Source organism: Rhodococcus sp. FW305-130 (genome assembly GCF_058788335.1).
Window position 1 is genome coordinate 135970 of sequence record NZ_JBYTAP010000005.1, and the last position, 20965, is coordinate 156934.

The following is a 20965-nucleotide window of genomic DNA, read 5'->3' on the forward strand; positions in this document are numbered from 1 at the left end:
GGGAGAGTCCTTCCTCTAGCTGCAGACCTTGAGTGTCGCCTCGGCCAGAATGGAGAGGCCGTGCTCGAGCTCGTCATCGGTAATCGTCAGTGCCGGAAGCAGTTTCACAACCTGGTCGGAGGGTCCGGAGGTCTCCGCGAGCAATCCCTCGTCGAATGCCAGCTGGCAGACCTTGCCGGCGCGCTCGGGCTGATCGAAAACGAGGCCCTGAACCAGGCCGCGTCCACGGTGCGAGACCTCGCCGGGGAACTGATCGGAGAGATTGGCGAAGCATTCGCTGATGCGTGCGCCCTTCTTCAAGGTTGTCTTCGTCAGTGCGTCGTCGGACCAGTAGTGGTCGAGTGCAACCTTGGAGGTGACGAACGCCGGGTTGTTGCCACGGAAGGTGCCGTTGTGTTCGCCCGGTCCCCAGACGTCGAGTTCACGCTTGAACAGCGTGAGCGCCATCGGCATTCCGTAACCGCTGATCGACTTGGACAGCGTGACGATGTCGGGAACGATTCCGGCCTCTTCGAAGGAGAAGAACGGCCCGGTGCGGCCGCAGCCCATCTGGACGTCGTCGACGATCAGCAGGATGCCACGATCCGAGCACAGTGTTGCCAGCGCCCGAAGCCATTCGGGGCGAGCGACATTGACGCCGCCTTCACCCTGAACGGTCTCGACGATCACTGCCGCGGGACGGTTGATGCCGCTACCGGAATCATCGAGAACGCGGGAGAACCACTGGAAGTCCTCGGTGACGCCGTCGAAGTAGTTGTCGAAGGGCATCGGTGTCGTGTGCACGAGCGGAACACCGGCGCCCGCGCGCTTCATCGAGTTGCCGGTCACGGAGAGTGCACCAAGTGTCATTCCGTGAAATGCGTTGGTGAAGTTGATGACTGCCGAACGTCCGGTCACCTTGCGGGCCAGCTTCAGTGCAGCCTCGACGGTGTTCGATCCGGTCGGGCCGGGGAACTGGACCTTGTAGTCCAGGCCGCGCGGCTCGAGGATGTTGCGCTGAAAGGTCTCGAGGAACTCGCGCTTGGCGACTGTCGACATGTCGAGGCCGTGCGTGATGCCGTCGCTCATGATGTAGTCGACCAGCGCCGATTTGAGCACCGGGTTGTTGTGGCCGTAGTTGAGGGCGCCGGCACCGGCGAAGAAATCGAGATATTCGCGTCCGTTTTCGTCACGAATCCAGGATCCGGATGCGCTGGTGAACACTGCAGGCCAGTCACGGCAGTAGCTGCGGACCTCGGACTCGAGGGTTTCGAAAATGCTTGCTTCGTTGATATTCATATCTTCTTTGTTCCTCCGGGGCATGCTGTATGCCGAGCGCGAAGTGCGCTAGGCGCCGATCGTGTAAAGATCTTCGGCTTCGTGTCCATCGGGAAAATCTTTGGGCGAGAACAAGTTCTGCCTGGTTATCGGTACTTCGCGTCGACGTGCGAGCGCAGTGAAGAGTGCGATCGAAGCCTCGTTGTCGGGGCTGATCGTCGTCTCCAGATGTGTAACACCCAGTGGGGCAGTGCGATCCATCAAGTCGGACAGCATGCGGGCAGCAATTGCCTTGCCGCGCTGGTCCTCGTCGACCGCGACTTGCCACACGAACAGGGTTTCCTGCGCGCTGGGACGGGTATAACCGGAAACGAATCCGACTACGCGGCCGTCTACCTCTGCGACGATGGACGTCGCGCTGAAATCCCTGCACCACAACAGGTATGCATAACTCGAATTGAGGTCGAGCACCTTCGAATCACGTGCGATCTCCCAGAGCCGGACTCCGTCATCGATCTGTGGGCTTCTGAACAACACCGCGTCCGGCGCGGTGGTCGGGATAGCTCTCGTATCAACAGGCTTCATCGGTCATCTGAACGTAACAATCATTGCTGTCGAAGTCATGCAGATGTCCGTTTCGGGCCGTGCGGAACCCGTTGCGCCCCAGGTGAGGGCATGAATGTGATCGTGCTCACATTATGTAACTTTTGGTGTTGTCCGAGCGACTATTTCGGGCCAAAACTCGCTATTTGGGGCTCGCGAGCGCCAATGGGAGGACCGAATGCGCACCTGCCTGCCGAAGTGCGCGTGCGGCCATCGTGAAAGTCCAACCGGTGTCGGCGATTGCGTCGACAAGAAGTATCGGTCCCTGATGGATACTCATGTCCGGAACTTCCCAAACATCGACCAGTCCGGACACGCGATAGGCGGAGTTCGCTGCCGACACCGGAGGGTGGTCGGGTCGCAAGCGAAGGGTGCCCAGGTCGGTCAATCGCCCGACCTCGGCCAGCTTGGCAGCCAGGCTCGACACCAGCAACGGATGCGTCGTGGATTCGAGGGCCATCACACCGGTGGGGCGCTCGGCCCAATTCCAGGCGGCCAGAACGCTGATACACGCGCTGACCACCGCATCGGGTACCTCGGCGTCGGGACCGTCGAAAAGCGCGCGGAGACGTTGGCCCCAGCCCAGGTCCGACATCCGTCCGAGAATGCGCCCGGTTTCCGGTCCCTCGGTGATCTTCCCGGACAGCTTGACGCCCAGCTTGCTCAGGCCGGTCGGCCACATCTTGCGCGGCTCCAGGTCGAATCCGGGGCGCTGCAAGCGCGCCCGAGTCTCGTCGAGGGCGGTGGTGTCGACAGTGGTGTCGTAGCGATTGCCGGTGCAGTTGTCACAGCGTCCACACTGTGAGTTCTCCGATGTCAGACCAGGATCGTCGAGTTGTTCACGCAGGAAGGTCATTCGGCACGTGGTGATGCTCTGGTACTCGACCATTGCAGCCTGCTCGGCCTGGCGAGCGTCGTCGAGTCGACCGTAACGCTCGGCGTCGTACACCCAAGGTTCTCCGGTGCTGATCCAACCGCCCTTGACTCGTTTGACCGCGCCGTCGACGTCGAGAACTTTGAGGACCATTTCGAGACGGGTGCGATTGAGCTCCACCAGCGGTTCGAGTGCCGGTGTCGACGTGGCCTTTTCGGTGTCGAGGTGCTCGATGACGCTGCGGACCAGATGCTCGCGGGGGAAGGCGACCGAGGCGAAGTAGCTCCAGATCTGCTTGTCCTCGGCGCCCGGCAGCAGGATCACGTCTGCCCTGTCGGTGGAACGCCCGGCGCGGCCCACCTGCTGGTAGTACGAGATAGGTGACGACGGTGCGCCGAGGTGGACGACGAACCCGAGATCAGGCTTGTCGAAGCCCATCCCGAGGGCCGAGGTGGCCACCAGAGCCTTGACGCGATTGCCCAACAGGTCCTGCTCGAGGGATTCACGTTCGGTGGGATCGGTCTGGCCCGTGTAGGCGGCGACGGTATGACCGCGCTCGGAGAGCAGGCTTGCGAGGTCGCGAGCGGCCGAAACCGTCAGCGTGTAGATGATGCCCGATCCCGGCAGCGTCTCGAGCATGTCGGCGAGCCAGGCAGCGCGCGCCGTCGCCTCGGGAATGTGAACCACGGAAAGGTGAAGTGACTCGCGCTCGAGCCCGCCACGAAGTACGAGCGTTTCCTCGCCGCCGACGCCGAGTTGGGCGGACACGTCCTCGACGACGCGGTTGTTGGCCGTAGCCGTGGTCGCGAGGACGGGAATGCCCTCGCCGAGTTCGGCGATCAACGTCCTGATGCGCCGGTAGTCGGGACGGAAGTCGTGTCCCCAGTCGGAAACGCAATGAGCCTCGTCGACCACGACCAGGCCGGCGTCAGCTGCCAGGGACGGGAGCACCTGATCGCGGAAGTCGGGGTTGTTCAGGCGCTCTGGGCTGACCAGAAGTACGTCGAGATCATTGGCTGCAACGCGGGCGTGGATGTCGTCCCACTCCGTGACATTGCCCGAGTTGATGGTCGCGGCTCGCACCCCGGCACGCTCGGCAGAACTGACCTGGTTTCTCATCAGGGCCAACAACGGAGAGACGATGACCGTGGGGCCATGACCTGTTGCCCGGAGCAGCTTCGCCGAGATGAAGTAGACCGCAGACTTGCCCCAGCCGGTCCGCTGGACGACGAGGGCACGCTTGCGTTGCACCACCAGCGCCTCGATGGCCGTCCACTGGTCCTCGCGTAGGCGGGCATCCGGCCCCGCGAGTTCACGGAGCAGTCGCTCGGCTTCGTCGCGCATGGCTGGGGCAGTGGCGGTGGTCATGGACCCCATGGTGCACGACCCTGCCGACACGTGCGGGCTTCAGGCCTTGGCAACAGGTTCCTGCAGCTCGGTGACCCAGCCGTCGACGTCCTCCGGGCACGCCAGCGTGACCTCCCGGCTGGGGCCGGCATTGCGGTATCCCGCTGCGTCGATCCACTGAGCCAAGGCTTGATAGGCGGGCAGGCAGTTGTCCATCGACCCCTTGTGCAGCAGCGAGGCCACCTGAGCTTCGGCCTGCAGTTCGACGACCGCGAACTCGTAGTCGCCCTCGGGATCCGCATCGACCGGTAGTGCGGCATGCACGACGACGTTTTCGTCGTCACCGGCATCCTCGTAGTACGCGAGCGCAGGTCCGATCGCGGCGATACCGGCGCGATCCAAACCGGTGCACAGGCGCTCGTACAGCCCGCGAACCACCGGACCGATCGACGACGGATCCATCGTCTTGGCGGTACCGGTCAACTCCGCGACCCGCAGCGCCGGAACGGACTTGATCACAACCTCGTATGCGGACATCTGTCCCTCACTTTCGATGATGCGTAGGCGCGCCTGTACATGCGCCAGTCGCGCGGTGTCTTCCTGGATTCGGGTCTCGAGTTCTGCTCGGCGAAGCGTGAGCATCCCGCGGATTTCGTCGACGGTGACCGCCGACTCCACCACCTGCTGGACCTGGGCCAGGGTCAGGCCCAACTCCTTGAGTGCGACGATGCGGTTGAGCAGCGCCAACTGGCCCGCGGTGTACGAGCGGTACCCGGTGGATGCGTCGACCCTCGCGGGCGCGAGCAGGCCGATGGCGTCGTAGTGGCGGAGCATGCGCACGGACACACGACCTGCTCTCGCGAAGTCTCCGATGCTCAACATTGTTGCTCGCCCCGTTTCTCTCTCACAAACCCGATACCTACAGGTTTAGAACCTCACACGGTGTCAGAGTCAAGCTGTCGGTTCAGGACTTTTTCGATCGCAGCGCGAGTGGGTGACGACACCGAAGCGCCGCGGGCCGTCGTCGCCAGACTTCCCGCCGTGGCAGCGAACTGCAGGGCGCGGTCCTGGTCCTGCACCCACTCCACGGCGAAGGCGCCGGTGAAAGCATCGCCTGCGCCAGTTGTATCCACGGGTGTCACGGCCGGGGAGTCGGCGTGGATTGTCTCCTCGCCCGACCGGAGATCCGCGCCGCCGGCCCCGAGCGTCGTGACGAGGTATCGGACGCGACCGGTGACCGCGGCCAACTGCTCCGACTCGGTCTGGTTGACGATCAAGATGTCGACTGCATCGATCAGTGAATCCGGAAGTTCTTGCACAGGAGACGGATTGAGGATGACCGTCGTCCCGTTAGCATGTGCGTGCTCGGCTGCTGCTGTAACTGTCTCGACCGGGATCTCGAGTTGGCACAGGAGGATGTCGGCGCGGGAGATCGCGTCGAGGTCTGCTTCGGTCAACGAAGTGATCGAGGAATTGGCGCCCGGGACGACGATGATGTTGTTCTCCGCGTCTTCGCTCACGGTGATGGCCGCGACGCCACTCGGGCCGTCGACACTACGTAGCAGTGCGGTGTCGACCCCGGCGTCTTGTAGGGTCTCGCGCAACTGGGTGCCGAAACCGTCGTCGCCGACCGCGCCGACGAAGGACACGTCCCCACCGGCCTTCGCGGCGGCGATGGCCTGGTTACTGCCCTTACCTCCGGCCGCGGTGGCAAAGGCAGTGCCGAGCAGCGTTTCTCCCGGAGCGGGGAATCTGGACACTGACGTGGTCAGATCCATGTTGATACTGCCGACGACGACGATTCGAGGCGTGCTCATACCTCGAGGTTATCGGCCTTCATTCTCTTGCGGCGAACCTTGCGGATGATCCGGCGTGCTTCCTCGTCGGTGGCCACGGCGGGCGGAGAACCGTCCAGTGGCTTCCGTGCGGTCTCGGGGATCATCAGGACTGCGATACCACCGATCACCGCGGCGATCATCATGTACATCGGTGCGACCAGATTGCTGCCCGTTGCACTTTCGAGAGCTGTCAGCACCAGGGGAGTGGTTCCACCGAAGATCGACACCGCGAGGTTGTATCCGATTGCCAAGCCGCCGTACCTGATTCCGGTCGGAAAGAGTGCGGGAAGCACAGACGGGAACACCCCGACGAACAGCAGGAGCAAGCCGCCGAGAATGGCGAGTCCCAGGAAGACCGTCACGTAGTTGCCGATGCCGATCAACAGGTAGGCAGGCAGGGACAGGACGAAGAATCCGATGAAACCGCTGAGCAGCAAGGGTTTACGCCCGACGCGGTCCGAGAACTTTCCGACGTAGCTGATTCCCATCATCATCACGATCATGACGATGATCATCAGAACGAGTCCGTGGGATTCGTCGTAACCCAACGTGTTGGTCAGATACGTCGGCATGTAGCTGAGCAGGCCGTAGTGAGCGATGTTGTACGTGGCCACCAGGACGATGCACAGAACAAGCGGACGCCAGTTGTCGACGAGAGTTTCGCGTAGTTTCTTGCCGGTGGATTCGTCTGCGAGGGAACGCTCTTCGGCCTGCTCCATCATCTGGAATGCGGGAGTTTCCTCCAAACGTAGACGGAGGTACAGGCCGATGAGACCCAGCGGTCCGGCAATGAGGAAGGGGATGCGCCAGCCCCATTGGAGGAGGTCCTCGGCGCTGACGACGGTCTGGATGATCGTCACGATGCCCGCTGCCGCCACATATCCTGCCAGAGTCCCGAATTCGAGGAAGCTGGCGAAGAAACCGCGCCGCTTGTCCGGCGCGTATTCGGCAACGAACGTACTGGCCCCGCCGTATTCGCCGCCCGTGGAAAAGCCCTGCAACAGGCGTAGGAGTACCAGCAGGATCGGGGCGGCGATACCGATGGACTCGTAGCTCGGGATGAGGCCGATGGCGAAGGTGCTGCCCGCCATCAGAATGATGGTGGTGGCCAGGACCTTCTTGCGTCCGATGCGGTCACCGAGTGGGCCGAAGAACAATCCGCCGAGAGGGCGGACGATGAAGGCTGCTGCGAAAATTGCAAACGTCGAGAGGAGTTGAGCGCTGCCGCTCGCCTCCGGGAAGAACACTTTTCCGATAGTGGTAGCTAGATATGCGTAAACGCCGAAATCGAACCACTCCATGGCATTTCCGAGCATCGTCGCCTTGACAGCGCGCTTGACGGACGCATTGTCGGTGACGCAGACATCGGGTGATTCGGCCACTTCGAGAGCGCTGATCGAGTTCTCTGGTGTAGTCATGACATGCGCTCCCCAGCGCAATCATCGAACCGAGCGGGGCACGTACCTGATGCACGCATCTTTTCGTTGCCCACTCGCCGATGAGCCGGTCGGGAAATCGAGCGTCCGCGTGCCCTGTGGCTCGTTGCGACCCCCGTCGCACGGCTCTGGCCCGCGGCAGTGTCCGGAGCCCACAGGGCTCCGGACTACCGGCAAGTAAGACGCTTACGCTATCAAAGTTGGGCGCGGGAGCCGATTTTCGGGCTAGAAGGCGCGGGCGTACTGCGACGGGATATGTGGTCCAACCTCGGCGTTCAGTTCCCGCGCCGCCCGGCGCGCCCAGTACGGATCACGCAACAGTTCGCGGCCGAGGAGCACCGCCACTGCGCTTCCGTCTTCGACGATCTTCTCGGCCTGTTCGGGTTCGGTGATGAGGCCGACGGCGGCGGCCGGTAGCAGGCTCTCGTTCTGCAGGCGACGGGCGAACGGAACCTGGTATCCCGGTTCCACCGGAATCTGTGCCGCCGGTGAATTGCCGCCGGTGGAGACGTCGACGAGATCGACCCCGTAATCGGAGAGGATGTTGGCCAGGGCAACGGTCTGATCCGCGGTCCAGCTGTCGACCTCGAGCCCACGCTCTTCCGTCAGCCAATCGGTCGCCGAGACCCGGACGAAGAGCGGTAACTCGGCCGGCCACACCTCGCGGACTGCTGTCAGGATTTCGAGGAGCAATCGAATGCGGTTCTCGAAGCTGCCTCCGTAGCGGTCCGTTCGCTTGTTGCTCTCGGGGGAGAGGAACTGATGGATCAGGTATCCGTGGGCCGCGTGAATTTCCACGACCTTGAATTCGGCCTTCAATGCGCGGGTAGCCGCCGCTGCGAAGTCCGCGACGACCTTCTCGATGCCCTCCGTGGTGAGCTCTACCGGATCGGCAAGGTGCCCGAACGGAACCGCGCTCGGGGCAACCGTCTGCCACGAGAGTCGGTCGTCGGCGGGCAGACTCTTGCCGCCGCGCCACGGAACCTGCGTCGACGCTTTGCGTCCGGCGTGCGCCAACTGGATTCCGGGCACCGCGCCGAAGTACGCGAGTTGCGCATTGATCTCGGCGAAGGCTTGCGCCTGCGTGTCGTTCCAGATCCCCAGATCAGCTGCCGATATCCGGCCTTCGGGACTGACGGCCGTCGCCTCGGTGAGAATCAGGCCGGTGCCGCCGATTGCACGGCTCACCAGATGCGTGCGATGCCACTCGTTGGGCACTCCGACCTGGTCGCCGATGACGTCAGCGGAGTACTGGCACATCGGTGCCATCCAGACGCGGTTCGGGATGGTGACGCCACGCAGGGTCAAAGGCTCGAACAACACACTCACGGATGGCTCCTGACTCGAAGAAGAAGGTCGGTGGGTGCAACAGCGCCGCGCGTCGGAATTGTTCCCCGGCGGTCCGCCGAAATGTTCGCAGGCGGTCCGCCGAAATGTTCCCGGGTGGTCACAGCCTCGTTCCGCCGAGCAAGCCGCGGAGGTGGGTGGTTAATGTGTATTCATGACCGCTGTGACTTCCAACGCAGAAACCGTCGACTCGAACGCGTCCGACACCAAGTCCGTCGTGCACGACGCCGCACGCCGAGCCCGTAAGGCTTCGCGTGTCCTGGCTCTGCTGACCACGGCGCAGAAGGATGCTGCTCTCCACGCCGCAGCCGACGCGGTACTCGCGGCAAGCGATCGGATTCTCGCGGCCAACGCTCTCGATATCGACACCGCGAAGGCGGGCGGCACCGAGGAATCGCTGCTCGACCGTCTTCGTCTGACGGCTGACCGGATCGAGGGCATCGCGTCGGGTTTGCGTCAGGTTGCCGGACTACCCGATCCGATCGGTGAAGTTCTTCGCGGCTCCACTCTGCCGAACGGTTTGGAGCTACGCCAGCAGCGCGTTCCGCTCGGTGTCGTCGGCATGGTCTACGAGGCTCGCCCCAATGTTACCGTCGACGCTTTCGGGCTGACTCTCAAGTCGGGAAATGCTGCGCTGCTTCGTGGTTCGTCCTCGGCAGTCAAGTCCAACGAAGCGTTGGTGGCGGCGCTACGCGCGTCGTTGGTTGCTCAGGGGCTCCCCGAGGACTCCGTTCAACTTCTGCCGAGTGCGGATCGGTCGACGGTCACGCACCTCATCCAGGCCCGCGGCCTCGTCGACGTCGTCATCCCGCGCGGTGGCGCCGGCCTGATCAGCGCCGTCGTGCGTGATGCCACCGTGCCCACCATCGAGACCGGTGTCGGTAACTGCCACGTCTATGTTCACTCGGCCGCCGATCTACTGATGGCCGAGAAGATTCTTCTCAACTCCAAAACCCGTCGGCCCAGTGTCTGCAATACAGCCGAAACCGTCCTGGTCGACGCCGCCATCGCCGAGACGGCCGTGCCGAAGTTGCTTCAAGCGCTTCAGATGCACGACGTCGTCGTGCACGGCGATCTGCCGGGACTCGTCCCGGCCACCGAGGACGACTGGTCGAAGGAGTACCTCACGCTCGACGTCGCGCTCAAGGTCGTCGAGAACCTGGACGCTGCGGTCGAGCACATCGACCAATACGGGACCGGCCACACCGAAGCCATCGTGACTTCCGATCTCTCGGCTGCCCGTGAGTTCACCGCTCGCGTCGACGCCGCGGCAGTGATGGTCAATGCGTCGACTGCCTTCACCGACGGTGAGCAGTTCGGATTCGGCGCCGAGATCGGCATCTCCACCCAGAAACTGCATGCGCGTGGCCCCATGGGGCTACCGGAACTGACGTCCACCAAGTGGATCGTCTGGGGCGACGGGCACACCCGACCCGCCTGAAAAGTTCACCAGACTTGCCCCACCCTTTTTAGGAGTTAACCGTGGACCGAGCTCTTCCCGATACAACACCGTTCTTCTCGAGCGTCGACGACGTGATCGAGCGTTTGGCCGAGACGGGTTACCTGTCCGACAAGGGCACCGCGACGGCAGTCTTCCTTGCCGACCGACTGGGCAAGCCCCTGCTCATCGAGGGACCGGCCGGTGTCGGTAAGACGGAACTCGCCCGCGCAGTCGCCCAGACCACGGGCGCAGAACTGGTGCGTCTGCAGTGCTACGAGGGCGTCGACGAGGCTCGTGCGCTGTACGAGTGGAATCACGCGAAGCAGATTCTTCGGATTCAGTCGGGCGGGGCGAGCGGAGCGAGGGGTGATGTCGCGGTCGACCACAGCTGGGACTCGACGAAGGCGGATGTCTTCTCGGAGGAGTTCCTGCTCGCACGTCCACTGCTCAAGGCCATTCGCCGCGAGGACCCGACGGTGCTGTTGATCGACGAGACGGACAAGGCAGACGTCGAGATCGAAGGTCTGCTCCTCGAAGTGCTCAGCGACTTCGCGGTCACGATCCCCGAGCTCGGAACGATCACCGCCACCCGCAAGCCGTTCACGGTGCTGACGTCCAACGCCACGCGCGAACTCTCGGAGGCTCTTAAGCGTCGTTGCCTCTTCCTGCATCTCGATTTCCCGGACGCCGACCTCGAGCGTCGCATCCTCGCAAGCCGGGTGCCGGAGCTTCCTGAAGCGATTGCCGAGCAGCTGGTCAACACCATTCGTGTTCTTCGCGGAATGCAGCTCAAGAAGGTTCCGTCGGTGTCCGAAACCATCGACTGGGGACGCACCCTTCTCGCTCTGGGCATGGACACGCTCGACGACGACGCCGTACGCGCCACGCTCGGTGTCATCCTCAAGCACCAGTCCGATCAGGTGCGCGCCGCCGCTGAACTTCGGCTGAACTGAGGTCTGTCATGGCTCCCGCAGGATCGACGTCGCCGCTCTCACCCGGCGGCCTGGCAGCGCCGCACGGGATTCCCGGTCACCTCGTCGATTTCGTCGAGGCTCTGCGACGACGCGGAATCATGGTCGGCCCGTCCGAGACCGTCGACGCCGGTCAGGTCATGTCGGTTCTCGACCTGCTCGATCGTGAAGCGCTTCGTGAAGGGCTGGCATGCTCGCTCCTGCGTCGACCTACCCACCGGGCGACGTTCGACGCCGTCTTCGACCTGTGGTTCCCCAAGGCGATCGGTGACCGTGCGGTCGGCGACGTCGACGTCACACTGCCGCGCAAGCCAGACGGCTCGATCGACCTACAGGCATTGCGTGAGCTGATCGCCGAACTGCTGACAGACGGCAGTGACGAGGCGATGGAGATGACCGAACTCCTGACCGCCGCGATGGTCGAGGAACTCGGGCAGTACCAGTCGAGTAACGGCCCGTCGTTCTCCGCCTATCAGGCGCTGCGTGACGTCGCCCCGGAGACGTTGCTCAACAAGATCCTGCAAGGTCTACTCGGCAACCAGGAAGGCGCCGGGTCCGAGGGCAAGGACAATTCCGACTATCAGTCCGAGTCCGCCAAGCGCACGGCAGCGCAGCGCATCGCGGACTTCCGCAAGATGGTCGAGAAGGAAACGCGTCGACGCACCGCCGAGAATCTGGGTAAGGAACGCGTCGCCACGTACGGCGTTCCGAAACTCGCCGAGGAAGTCGACTTCCTGCGGGCCTCCGACGCCGAACTCACCACACTGAAGAAGAACGTCGCACCACTCGCGCGTCTGTTGGCCAGCCGTCTCGCGGTGCGTCGTAGCCGCTCTCGCTCGGGTTCGATCGACCTGCGTCGCACGTTGCGCAAGTCCATGTCGACGGGCGGAGTGCCGATCGATCTGGTGCAGCGCAAGCCGAAGCGAGCGCGGCCGGAACTTGTGGTGATGTGTGACGTGTCGGGTTCGGTAGCGGGGTTCAGCCATTTCACCCTGCTCCTCGTCAACGCGTTGCGCGAGCAGTTCTCACGAGTGAGGGTGTTCGCGTTCATCGACACGACCGACGAGGTCACGCGGTTCTTCGACTCGAACGCAGACCTCGGGTCCGCGATGTCACGGATGGTGCGTGAAGCCGAACTGATCACCTACGACGGCCACTCCGACTACGGGCACGCCTTCGGGGTCTTCCAGGAGAAGTTCGCGCAGTCGATCACCAGTCGCACGTCGCTGCTGGTACTCGGCGACGGTCGCAACAACTACCGCGATCCCAACCTCCAGTCGCTGTCGCAGATGGTTGCGGTTGCCAAGCACGCACACTGGCTCAACCCTGAGCCGAAGGGGCAATGGGGAACGGGTGACTCCGCGGCGAAGGTGTACAACGAGGTCATCAGCATGCACGAGTGCCGCTCGGCCCAGCAGCTTGCCGACGTCGTGTCCCGTCTGCTGCCGGTCTGACCCGTAAGCTCGACACTCGTGCAGAAGGGACTATCGGTGGAACGTGCTCGACGCCTCGGAGTGATGGGTGGCACCTTCGACCCCATTCACCATGGCCACCTCGTTGCGGCCAGTGAGGTCGCCGACCGGTTCGGACTCGACGAAGTGATCTTCGTCCCCACCGGGCGGCCCTGGCAGAAGCAGGGGAAGGGCGTCAGTCCTGCCGAGGACCGGTACCTCATGACGGTCATCGCCACCGCCTCCAACCCGCGGTTTTCCGTCTCTCGGGTCGACGTCGACCGTGAGAAAGTGACGTACACCGTGGACACACTGCGAGACCTCCGGGCCTACCATCCCGACGCCGAACTCTTCTTCATCACCGGTGCCGATGCGCTGGCCAGCATCCTTTCCTGGCAAGATTGGGAAGAGTTGTTCGCATTGGCGAAGTTCGTCGGGGTATCGCGACCGGGTTTCGATCTCAATGCAGAGCACCTGGCCGGTCACCTCGACACCATGCCCGCCGACGCGGTCACGTTGATAGAGATTCCGGCACTTGCCATTTCGTCGACCGAATGTCGTCGTCGGGCAAGTGAAGACCGCCCTGTCTGGTACCTGGTGCCGGATGGAGTGGTGCAGTACATCTCGAAGCGGAACCTGTATCGACCTGTCGACGCGGAGCGCCGCGACGGAGCTACAACGATGTCGGAGCCCGCACCGGGGAAGTCGGAAGCCGTCCCGGGCGCCGAATCGAGCTAGCCGAGAACAACAAGTACTTTCTGAAGACGAAACTGGAGAACATCGAGTGAGTGCAAACACCGAAGCCATCGACATGGCACGCATCGCGGCCTTGGCAGCCGACGAGAAGCTGGCCACCGAAGTGGTGGTGCTCGATGTGTCCGAACAGTTGGTCATCACGGACTGCTTCGTGATCGCATCTGCGACAAACGAGCGTCAGGTCAACTCGATTGTCGAGAACATCGAAGACCGCCTCCGCGAAGCGGGACACAAGCCGGTCCGCCGTGAAGGCACCCGCGAGGGCCGCTGGGCACTGCTCGACTACGCCGACATCGTCGTCCACGTCCAGCATGACGAGGAGCGCAACTTCTACGCTCTCGATCGTCTGTGGAAGGACTGCCCGACGGTCGAGGTCGAAGGCCTCGGACAGAACCGTCCCGGCCCCGCCGATGCCAACACGGTGTTCGAGACCGACACGGTTTCCGAGCCGGACGCGCAGGATCCCTCGCTGTGACTTCGTCGGCGCCCAGTGCGGCGTCGAACCCTGTCCGCCGGCTCATCCTGCTGCGTCACGGACAGACCGAATACAACGCCGACTCTCGGATGCAGGGGCAACTCGACACCGACCTGTCGGAGTTGGGACGCACGCAGGCCAAGAGTGCAGGTCCGGTGATCGCCGATCGCAGACCGTTGACGATCGTGTCCTCGGATCTGCGGCGCGCGTATTTCACGGCAGTCGCTGTCGGTGACGCCGCCGGACTTCCGGTCCTCACCGACACGCGTCTGCGTGAGACACACCTGGGTGAATGGCAAGGCCTGACTCATCATGACGTCGACGAGCGCACTCCCGGTGTGCGATCTGCCTGGCGAGCGGATGCCACGTTGGCGCCGCCCGGCGGCGAAAGCCGAATCGACGTCGCGAATCGTAGCCTCCCCGTAGTTCACGAATTGCTCGACACGCACCCGGACTGGGCCGAGCGGCCCGTAGTTCTGGTGGCGCACGGAGGCTTGATCGCGGCACTGACAGCGGCATTGCTCGACCTACCCGTCGATCGCTGGGCCGTCCTCGGCGGATTGGGAAACACCAGTTGGGTGCAACTCAGCGGACACGGCGACGTCAAGTCGATCGAGTGGCGACTCGACGTATGGAATGCTTCTGCGAGTGTCGCAAATGACGTCCTCTGAAAGTGCCGACGGGCAGCGCCCCGTCCTCCTCGTGCTCGCGGATTCGCTGTCGTATTTCGGCCCCAAGGGCGGCCTCGCGGCAGATCATCCACGCATCTGGCCCAACATCGTGGCCGACGAACTCGGCTGGGACGTCGAGTTGGTCGCCCGTATCGGCTGGACGTGCCGCGACGCGTGGTGGGCACTGACTCAGGATCCTCGTGTGTGGGCGGCGGTGCCGCGGGCCGGCGCCGTCGTGTTCGCGGTCGGCGGTATGGACTCGCTACCGTCCCCATTGCCTACCGCGCTCCGCGAGACCATCCGCTACGTTCGTCCTCCGGCGCTTCGACGCGTGGTGCGCGAGGGTTATCAGTGGCTGCAGCCGCGGCTTGCACCTCTGGGCCGCCCGGTCGCACTTCCGCCCAAGCTGAGCGTCGAGTATTTGGAAAGCTCGCGAAATGCGTTGGAGTACATGCGGCCGGAACTGCCGATGATCGCGACCCTGCCGTCGGTGCACCGCAGCGATGCCTACGCGAGCGTGCACGCCGGACGACCTGCCGCGGTGTCCGCGATCACCGAGTGGGCTACGGAGAAAGACGTTCCCGTAGTCGATCTCGCGGATGCAGTGCGTGACAACGTCTTTTCCGAGAACGGCAACCCCGACGGTATTCACTGGGGTTGGGACGGTCATGTCGGTGTAGCCCGCGCGATGATCGCTGCGATTCGCGGGGTGGAGTCGAAGAAAGTGGTTTCGCCGCAACTGGTATCACCGCCGAGCGAAGTCGGGTAGCAGAATGCCGGTCGTCGTCGTCACGGATTCCTCCGCCTGCATCCCGCAGGAGTCGGCCGACGCATGTGGGATTCAGGTGGTTCCGCTCCATGTGCTCCGTGACGGCTGCGACTTGCGTGAGGGTGTCGACGCAATGCCGAGCGACCTGTCAGGAGTGACAACGGCCGGAGCGTCGCCCGCCGAGTTGTCCGAAGCGTATGCACGCGCCCTGGACATGAGCGACGGTGACGGCGTTCTCGCCGTGCACATTTCACGGCAACTCTCGGGAACGTGGGAAGCCGGACGAGTCGCAGCCCAGGAGTTCGGTGGCGCCGTCCGGATCGTCGATTCGCAGTCGGCCGGAATGGGTTTGGGCTATCCCGCTCTCGAAGCTGCGCGCTTGGCCGAGAAGGGCGCGTCACTCGAAGAGGCGTACGGCCGGGCGGTCGACGTCGCGAGCCGTGGGCGCTGCTACATCGTCGTCGACAAACTTGATCAATTGCGTCGGGGCGGACGAATCGGAACCGCAGCCGCGTTGTTGGGTACTGCATTGGCGATGAAGCCGATCCTGCATCTGGTGGACGGCAAGCTCGTGCTCGGTGAAAAAACACGTACGACTACCAAAGCGCTTGCACGCTTGGTGGATTCGGCAGTCGAGCGCGCCGGTCTCGGCCGCGTGGCGATAGCCGTGCATCACATGCGAGCGCGAGAGCGTGCCGACGCGATAGCGGAACAGTTGGCCGAGCGCATTCCCGATGTGGCGGAATCCGTGGTCACCGACTTCAGCGCGGTTATCGGAGCGCACGTCGGTGTCGGCGCGATCGGTGTTGTCGTGTGTCCGCTGCCGGAGATCGACACGAGCGCCTGATCGTTTCTCCACAATCCGCGAGTTCTCCACAGGCTGAAATTGTTCGTCTTCGGCGGCGTGGTCTCTCGTTAGCGTCCTGTCATGAGGATCAGCGAGGAGCGCGAGCGGGCGCGTGATCGCCTCGCGGCGATGGACGGGAACTACCGGCAGCGACAGGCCGTCGACGACTTCGAGGATTCAGCGTCTTTCGAGAGGTCCCCGCAGCCATTCGAGAGGTCCCCCGAGTGGCTTCAGGACTTCGACGAAGACGAATACGAGGCTCAACCCGACGCGTCACGGTTCGATCGGCTGCCCGAGCGCTGGCGCGGTACACGTTGGCGCCCGAGCCGATCGGCGACCTGGGTGTTGGCGATCGTTGCAGCCCTGGCCACGGCAATCGGCTTGTTCACCGTGTGGTGGGATTCTCCGAGTTTGCAGGCGGTCCCACCGTTGCCCTCGCCCCAGAATGTCACGGAGCAGAATGTCACGGCGCAGAATGTCACGGCCGACGATGGTGAATCAGCCAGTCCCGTACCGACCGGCGTCGTAGCGGAGCAGCCGCCTGAGGCTTTGGTGGTCAGTGTCGTCGGACTCGTGCGCACGCCTGGGCTTGTCAACCTTCATTCGGGCTCGCGCATCGCCGACGCGCTCGCTGCGGCAGGTGGAGTGCTCGAGGGCGCAGAGACGGTGGGCCTGAATCTGGCACAGAAGCTTGCCGATGGTGATCAGATCGTGGTGGGGGCCGCCGATCAGTCCGGTGGTGTTTCAGCGAGTTCGAGTACCACTGCGGGAGGGACCGGCCCCGCCGCTGCGGGGGAATCCGGCGGGGCTGGTCTGGTGAACCTCAACACCGCTACCGAGGCCGAACTGGACGACCTTCCCGGGGTAGGGCCGGTAACGGCTGCGGCGATCATCTCCTGGCGAACTTCCAACGGAAAATTCACGGACATAGAACAATTGGGGGAAGTCGACGGGATCGGCCCGGCAAGGTTGGCCAAACTGCGAGTGCTGGTATCGGTGTGAACGAACCGGAAGTCTCGCCGGTCCTCGACGCTCGACTGCTACCGTCGGCCGTCGCAGTGTGGGGGAGCAGTGCGGTGGGGATCCTGTTCGGCGCGGTCGCCGCGTGGGTACTGGCGGTGGCATGCGCTATTCCAGCGGCAATCCTCACTTACGCGGTTGTGCGCCGGACATCTGCGGGGTGGGCACGAATCATGTTGGTTGCATTGCTGTTCGGTGCCGGATGCAGTGTCGTCATCGGGTGGCGGGCGACCGAGGTCGAGGGGCACCCACTGACCCGGGCTGCCCTCGAGGGAGCGTGGGTGAGTGTCGAAGTGGAACCCTCGGAGGATCCGCACGCAGTCTCTGGCGCGGCGGGTCAAGGTCAGATTTTCTTCAGGGCAACCGTCAATTCGGTGACTTCCCAGAATCGCAGGTACTCCGGAGGCGGCCTGGTCACGATCCGGGCGCCCAGTTCGTCGTGGCTCGAAGTTGTTCCAGGGCAGAGCCTGACGGTTCGCGGCCGGGCGAGTCAGCCATGGCGTAGCGATTCCACGCTCGCCGTGATCACGTCCGAGGGGCCTCCCGTCGCAGTTGGAGAAGTGCCCTGGTATCAGCGATGGGCGAGTGTGGTGCGTACTCGTTTCGCCGCTGCGTGCTCGGCTGCGCTCCCGCCGGATCAGGCAGGTCTGCTGCCTGGCCTCGTCGTCGGAGACACATCGGCGTTGTCGCCGGTGGTGAAGGACAACTTCACCGTTGCCGGGCTTTCCCATCTCACCGCGGTGTCCGGCGCCAATATCAGCATTCTGCTCGGGGCGGTTCTGCTGCTGGTCAGAGTCGCGGCGCTCAGTCCGCGCGTCGGCGCTGCTTTGGCGCTGGTGGCCCTCGTTGCGTTTGTTGTCGTCGCGAGGCCGTCGCCGAGTGTTCTGCGCGCCTCGGTGATGGGCCTGATCGGCCTGCTCAGTCTGGTGACCGGTCGACGCAAACAGGCACTGCCCGCTCTTGCCGCAGCCGTCATCGTTCTGGTTGTCGTGATGCCCGAACTTGCCGTCGACTGGGGGTTTGCGCTGTCGACTACTGCCACGGGCGCGTTGGTAATCATTGCTCCGGTGTGGGTGGATGTGCTTCGCCGACGAGGTTGGCCCCGTTGGTTTTCGGAGATGACAGCGGTCTCGAGTGCTGCGTTTGTCGTGTCTGCGCCACTGGTGGGCGCCATGGCGGGAACCTTCAGTGTGGTCACGATTGCCGCAAACATGGCCGTGGCGCCTGTGATCGGAATCATCACGGTGCTCGGTGCGGTGATTGCCTTGTGTGCGCTGATCTGTCCACCGATCGCGGTGTTCATCACGCCACTGGTCCGGCCGCCGATGGGGTGGCTGCTGTACGTGTCCGAGCGGGCGGCGGCGCTTCCCGGAGCGTCGGTGGCGGTGCCGCCAGGGCTCATCGGTGCTCTGATCGTCGTAGGCGTCTTACTGGCCGCGGCCCTGACGCTGTGGAATCGGATCTCGAGATGGGTGGTCGGCGTCCTCGTTCTGGGAGTTGTTCTAGCCCTCATCTTTCAGCACGTGTTCGGCGGTGGTCGTATTGCTCCGGGGTGGGTACTGGTGATGTGCGACGTCGGTCAAGGGGACGGTCTTGTGCTCTCGACTGGAGACGGCAGGGTGATCGTCATCGATGTCGGTCCTGATCCCACGTCGATGGATCGTTGCCTGAACATGTTGGACGTCAACGACATCGCGTTGCTGATGATCAGTCATTTTCATGCCGATCACATCGGTGGATTGGAAGCAGTTCTGGGTGGGCGTTCGGTCGCTGCGATCGGAGTCGGGTCGATGTTGTTGCCGGAGTCAGGTTTTCGGGCGGTAAAGGATGCCGCCGAGTCGCACGGCGTTCCGGTTGTCTCGTTGCGGGCAGGTATGGAGTTGACGTTGGGATCGGTGAACATGGAGGTTCTCGGACCGTTGCTTCCGACTCCCCGCGATGCGAGGGACGGCGCGGACGCCGCCAACGATCAGTCGCTGGTGGTGATGGCACACACGGACGCGGGTCGCATTCTGTTGACGGGCGACGCCGAAGTTGCGGGGGAGGAGGCCATCCTCCGATCGGGAACGGACGTGAAGGCCGATGTGTTGAAGCTGCCCCATCACGGTTCTCGGACCACGTCGTCGGCATTTCTGGAAGCGGTGCGTCCGAGGTTGACGATGATCAGCGTCGGCGACGGCAACAGTTTCGGGCACCCGAATGAGGAGGTTCTCGACGAACTGGTTTCGTTGGGCGGGGCGGTGGTTCGGACCGACGCCGACGGCACCGTCGCTGTGTACGGCGGGGGCGGCGGGTCTGTGTCGATCGTGTCGGTTCCTCGTGGGACCATCTTCGGGTGAGTAATCCGTCTGGAGTCGATCCGCTGCATCTTGTTCTCGGGGACGACGAGTTCCTGATCGACCGCACGGTATCGCAGCTCATCAGAGCCGTCCGCGGTGACCGCGGCCAGGGTATTTCGGATCTCCCGGTAACCAAGATGCGTGCCGGAGACACCAATGCTCCCGAGTTGGCCGAGTTGCTCAGCCCTTCTCTTTTTGCCGAAGACCGTGTGATCGTCCTGGAATCGGCCGCAGAAGCAGGCAAAGATGCCGTAGCTCTTGTTCTCGAGGCGGCGCGTGAGCCGGCAGAAGGCGTCGTTCTGATCGTCGTGCACTCGGGCGGCGGTCGCGCGAAAGCGTTGGCGCCGGCTCTCGAGAAGCTCGGCGCGACGGTTCACAACTGCGGAAAACTGAACAAGAGTCAGCTTGTCGACTTCGTCCGGGGTGAGTTTCGGACCGCCGACGTCAGGGTTGCGCCCGATGCGATCGCCGCGATGATCGAAAGCGTCGGCTCCAACCTTCGCGAACTTGCGTCGGCCTGCTCGCAATTGGCGGCCGATACCGGCGGCAAGATCGACGTGGATGCGGTCCACAAGTACTACTCGGGCAAGGCCGAGGTTTCCGGATTCGATGTGGCCGACAAAGTTATCGTCGGCGATACCCGGGGTGCGCTCGAGGCTCTGCGATGGGCTGACCAGATCGGAACGGCGCACGTTCTGCTCGCTGACGCCCTCGCCGATGCAGTCCACACCATCGCGAAGGTCGGCCCGTTTGCACGGGGCGGTGACCCGTTCCGGTTGGCGTCGGATCTCGGGATGCCGCCGTGGAAGGTCAAGAAGGCGATCAAGGAAGTCGGCGGTTGGGATCCCACGTCGATCGGCGCTGCGATGCAGATCGTCGCCGCTCTCAATGCCGACGTGAAGGGCGCCGCAGTCGACTCGTCCTTCGCTCTGGAGATGGCAGTGCGGAAAGTGTGCGCGTTGCGGAAGAACTGAGGACAACATGGCCGATCGCGCGGCCGGCCAGAAGTAGTCCGACGACAGTGGCGGCCGTGGCCTCGGCCACCCGGTAGTCGAGGCGTTTCACGCAGGCTTGCTCCAACTGGGTGTGCGGAATGGCCTGAGGCCGTGTCGTTGGTTCACCAGTCCTGATGTCGGTCACTCGTAGGGAGTCGTTCGGCGCCGGATTCATCACACTGCCGCAGACAATTGTTTCTTGGCCGATGCTGTCTACCGGCACCTTCACGGTGGTGAGAAGCGCTCGTCCAGTGGCGAGAAACGCCAGAATCGCAACGAGTGAACACATCACGCCGAAGAAGATCCAGAATTCGCCCCGTTGCCTGCGCCTCCACGATCCGTAGCTTGCTGCGACTCCGACGACTGCAACCGTCAATGATTCCCACCAACGAGGGATCCCCAGGGCTGCCAATACGCCGAAAGCGACGACCGCCCAGAAGACAGTCGTGAACAACCAGCTACGAGGGCGTTTCCCGTTGACCGCCATCATCAGATGGTCGCAGCCCGATCCACATATTCCGTGCAAGA

At 63.5% G+C, this 20965-nt stretch carries 18 protein-coding genes; 11 read left to right on the forward strand and 7 right to left on the reverse strand.

The features are described 5' to 3' along the window. Positions 1 to 15 precede the first annotated feature (15 nt). The 7 genes from ectB to AC3WQS_RS16830 form a co-directional block, all read right to left on the reverse strand. Positions 16 to 1278 (reverse strand): diaminobutyrate--2-oxoglutarate transaminase, encoded by a 1263-nt coding sequence (gene ectB / locus AC3WQS_RS16800; RefSeq protein WP_020969986.1) that lies wholly within the window; start codon positions 1276 to 1278, stop codon positions 16 to 18. A gap of 48 nt (positions 1279 to 1326) precedes the next feature. Further along, on the reverse strand, positions 1327 to 1842 hold the full coding sequence (gene ectA, locus AC3WQS_RS16805) for a diaminobutyrate acetyltransferase (protein WP_019749063.1): 516 nt from the start codon (positions 1840 to 1842) through the stop codon (positions 1327 to 1329). Between the two features lie 160 nt (positions 1843 to 2002). Then, the gene (locus AC3WQS_RS16810) at positions 2003 to 4102 is read right to left on the reverse strand and encodes a RecQ family ATP-dependent DNA helicase (RefSeq protein ID WP_046378764.1); all 2100 of its coding nucleotides are present in this window, start codon (positions 4100 to 4102) and stop codon (positions 2003 to 2005) included. Positions 4103 to 4141: 39 nt separating this feature from the next. Then, complete coding sequence (locus AC3WQS_RS16815) at positions 4142 to 4963, reverse strand: MerR family transcriptional regulator (protein ID WP_021333411.1); 822 nt, start codon at positions 4961 to 4963, stop codon at positions 4142 to 4144. A gap of 53 nt (positions 4964 to 5016) precedes the next feature. Further along, a complete protein-coding gene (locus tag AC3WQS_RS16820) occupies positions 5017 to 5898 on the reverse strand; it encodes a ribokinase (protein WP_134999565.1) in 882 nt (293 codons plus the stop codon). Further along, complete coding sequence (locus AC3WQS_RS16825; RefSeq protein ID WP_047888433.1) at positions 5895 to 7337, reverse strand: MFS transporter; 1443 nt, start codon at positions 7335 to 7337, stop codon at positions 5895 to 5897. The genes AC3WQS_RS16820 and AC3WQS_RS16825 overlap by 4 nt, the downstream gene beginning before the upstream one ends. Positions 7338 to 7580: 243 nt before the next feature. Beyond that, positions 7581 to 8684, reverse strand: coding sequence for an NADH:flavin oxidoreductase/NADH oxidase (locus AC3WQS_RS16830; RefSeq protein ID WP_020908218.1), 1104 nt, complete (start codon positions 8682 to 8684; stop codon positions 7581 to 7583). A gap of 172 nt (positions 8685 to 8856) precedes the next feature. Here AC3WQS_RS16830 and AC3WQS_RS16835 point away from each other — a divergent pair, with 172 nt between their 5' ends. The 11 genes from AC3WQS_RS16835 (at position 8857) to holA (ending at position 20416) form a co-directional block, all read left to right on the forward strand. Beyond that, complete coding sequence (locus AC3WQS_RS16835) at positions 8857 to 10143, forward strand: glutamate-5-semialdehyde dehydrogenase (protein WP_019749057.1); 1287 nt, start codon at positions 8857 to 8859, stop codon at positions 10141 to 10143. Positions 10144 to 10184: 41 nt separating this feature from the next. Further along, positions 10185 to 11096 (forward strand): AAA family ATPase, encoded by a 912-nt coding sequence (locus AC3WQS_RS16840; protein WP_019749056.1) that lies wholly within the window; start codon positions 10185 to 10187, stop codon positions 11094 to 11096. Positions 11097 to 11104: 8 nt separating this feature from the next. Continuing rightward, positions 11105 to 12568: a vWA domain-containing protein gene (locus AC3WQS_RS16845; RefSeq protein ID WP_492711507.1), complete on the forward strand. Its 1464-nt coding sequence runs from the start codon at positions 11105 to 11107 to the stop codon at positions 12566 to 12568. A gap of 18 nt (positions 12569 to 12586) precedes the next feature. After that, positions 12587 to 13303, forward strand: a complete 717-nt coding sequence (gene nadD / locus AC3WQS_RS16850; protein WP_003944462.1) for a nicotinate-nucleotide adenylyltransferase — start codon at positions 12587 to 12589, stop codon at positions 13301 to 13303. 46 nt (positions 13304 to 13349) lie between these two features. Beyond that, on the forward strand, positions 13350 to 13796 hold the full coding sequence (gene rsfS, locus AC3WQS_RS16855) for a ribosome silencing factor (protein ID WP_003944502.1): 447 nt from the start codon (positions 13350 to 13352) through the stop codon (positions 13794 to 13796). Beyond that, the gene (locus tag AC3WQS_RS16860; protein ID WP_019749053.1) at positions 13793 to 14467 is read left to right on the forward strand and encodes a histidine phosphatase family protein; all 675 of its coding nucleotides are present in this window, start codon (positions 13793 to 13795) and stop codon (positions 14465 to 14467) included. Before rsfS ends, AC3WQS_RS16860 begins: the two co-directional genes overlap by 4 nt. After that, positions 14454 to 15236: a diglucosylglycerate octanoyltransferase gene (octT, locus tag AC3WQS_RS16865; RefSeq protein ID WP_019749052.1), complete on the forward strand. Its 783-nt coding sequence runs from the start codon at positions 14454 to 14456 to the stop codon at positions 15234 to 15236. Before AC3WQS_RS16860 ends, octT begins: the two co-directional genes overlap by 14 nt. Positions 15237 to 15240: 4 nt before the next feature. Beyond that, positions 15241 to 16083, forward strand: coding sequence for a DegV family protein (locus AC3WQS_RS16870; RefSeq protein WP_020908214.1), 843 nt, complete (start codon positions 15241 to 15243; stop codon positions 16081 to 16083). An 81-nt stretch (positions 16084 to 16164) separates the two neighbouring features. After that, a complete protein-coding gene (locus AC3WQS_RS16875; RefSeq protein WP_042952244.1) occupies positions 16165 to 17085 on the forward strand; it encodes a ComEA family DNA-binding protein in 921 nt (306 codons plus the stop codon). Next, the gene (locus tag AC3WQS_RS16880) at positions 17082 to 19442 is read left to right on the forward strand and encodes a ComEC/Rec2 family competence protein (protein WP_069146805.1); all 2361 of its coding nucleotides are present in this window, start codon (positions 17082 to 17084) and stop codon (positions 19440 to 19442) included. Before AC3WQS_RS16875 ends, AC3WQS_RS16880 begins: the two co-directional genes overlap by 4 nt. Then, on the forward strand, positions 19439 to 20416 hold the full coding sequence (gene holA / locus AC3WQS_RS16885) for a DNA polymerase III subunit delta (RefSeq protein ID WP_003944476.1): 978 nt from the start codon (positions 19439 to 19441) through the stop codon (positions 20414 to 20416). The genes AC3WQS_RS16880 and holA overlap by 4 nt, the downstream gene beginning before the upstream one ends. Positions 20417 to 20965: the final 549 nt, after the last annotated feature.

Coding starts and splice junctions, on each gene's coding strand:
- ectB (WP_020969986.1), bottom strand. CDS start 1,278: ATGAATATCAACGAAGCAAGCATTTTCGAAACCCTCGAGTCCGAGGTC.
- ectA (WP_019749063.1), bottom strand. CDS start 1,842: ATGAAGCCTGTTGATACGAGAGCTATCCCGACCACCGCGCCGGACGCG.
- AC3WQS_RS16810 (WP_046378764.1), bottom strand. CDS start 4,102: ATGACCACCGCCACTGCCCCAGCCATGCGCGACGAAGCCGAGCGACTG.
- AC3WQS_RS16815 (WP_021333411.1), bottom strand. CDS start 4,963: ATGTTGAGCATCGGAGACTTCGCGAGAGCAGGTCGTGTGTCCGTGCGC.
- AC3WQS_RS16820 (WP_134999565.1), bottom strand. CDS start 5,898: ATGAGCACGCCTCGAATCGTCGTCGTCGGCAGTATCAACATGGATCTG.
- AC3WQS_RS16825 (WP_047888433.1), bottom strand. CDS start 7,337: ATGACTACACCAGAGAACTCGATCAGCGCTCTCGAAGTGGCCGAATCA.
- AC3WQS_RS16835 (WP_019749057.1), top strand. CDS start 8,857: ATGACCGCTGTGACTTCCAACGCAGAAACCGTCGACTCGAACGCGTCC.
- AC3WQS_RS16845 (WP_492711507.1), top strand. CDS start 11,105: ATGGCTCCCGCAGGATCGACGTCGCCGCTCTCACCCGGCGGCCTGGCA.
- octT (WP_019749052.1), top strand. CDS start 14,454: ATGACGTCCTCTGAAAGTGCCGACGGGCAGCGCCCCGTCCTCCTCGTG.
- AC3WQS_RS16870 (WP_020908214.1), top strand. CDS start 15,241: ATGCCGGTCGTCGTCGTCACGGATTCCTCCGCCTGCATCCCGCAGGAG.
- AC3WQS_RS16875 (WP_042952244.1), top strand. CDS start 16,165: ATGAGGATCAGCGAGGAGCGCGAGCGGGCGCGTGATCGCCTCGCGGCG.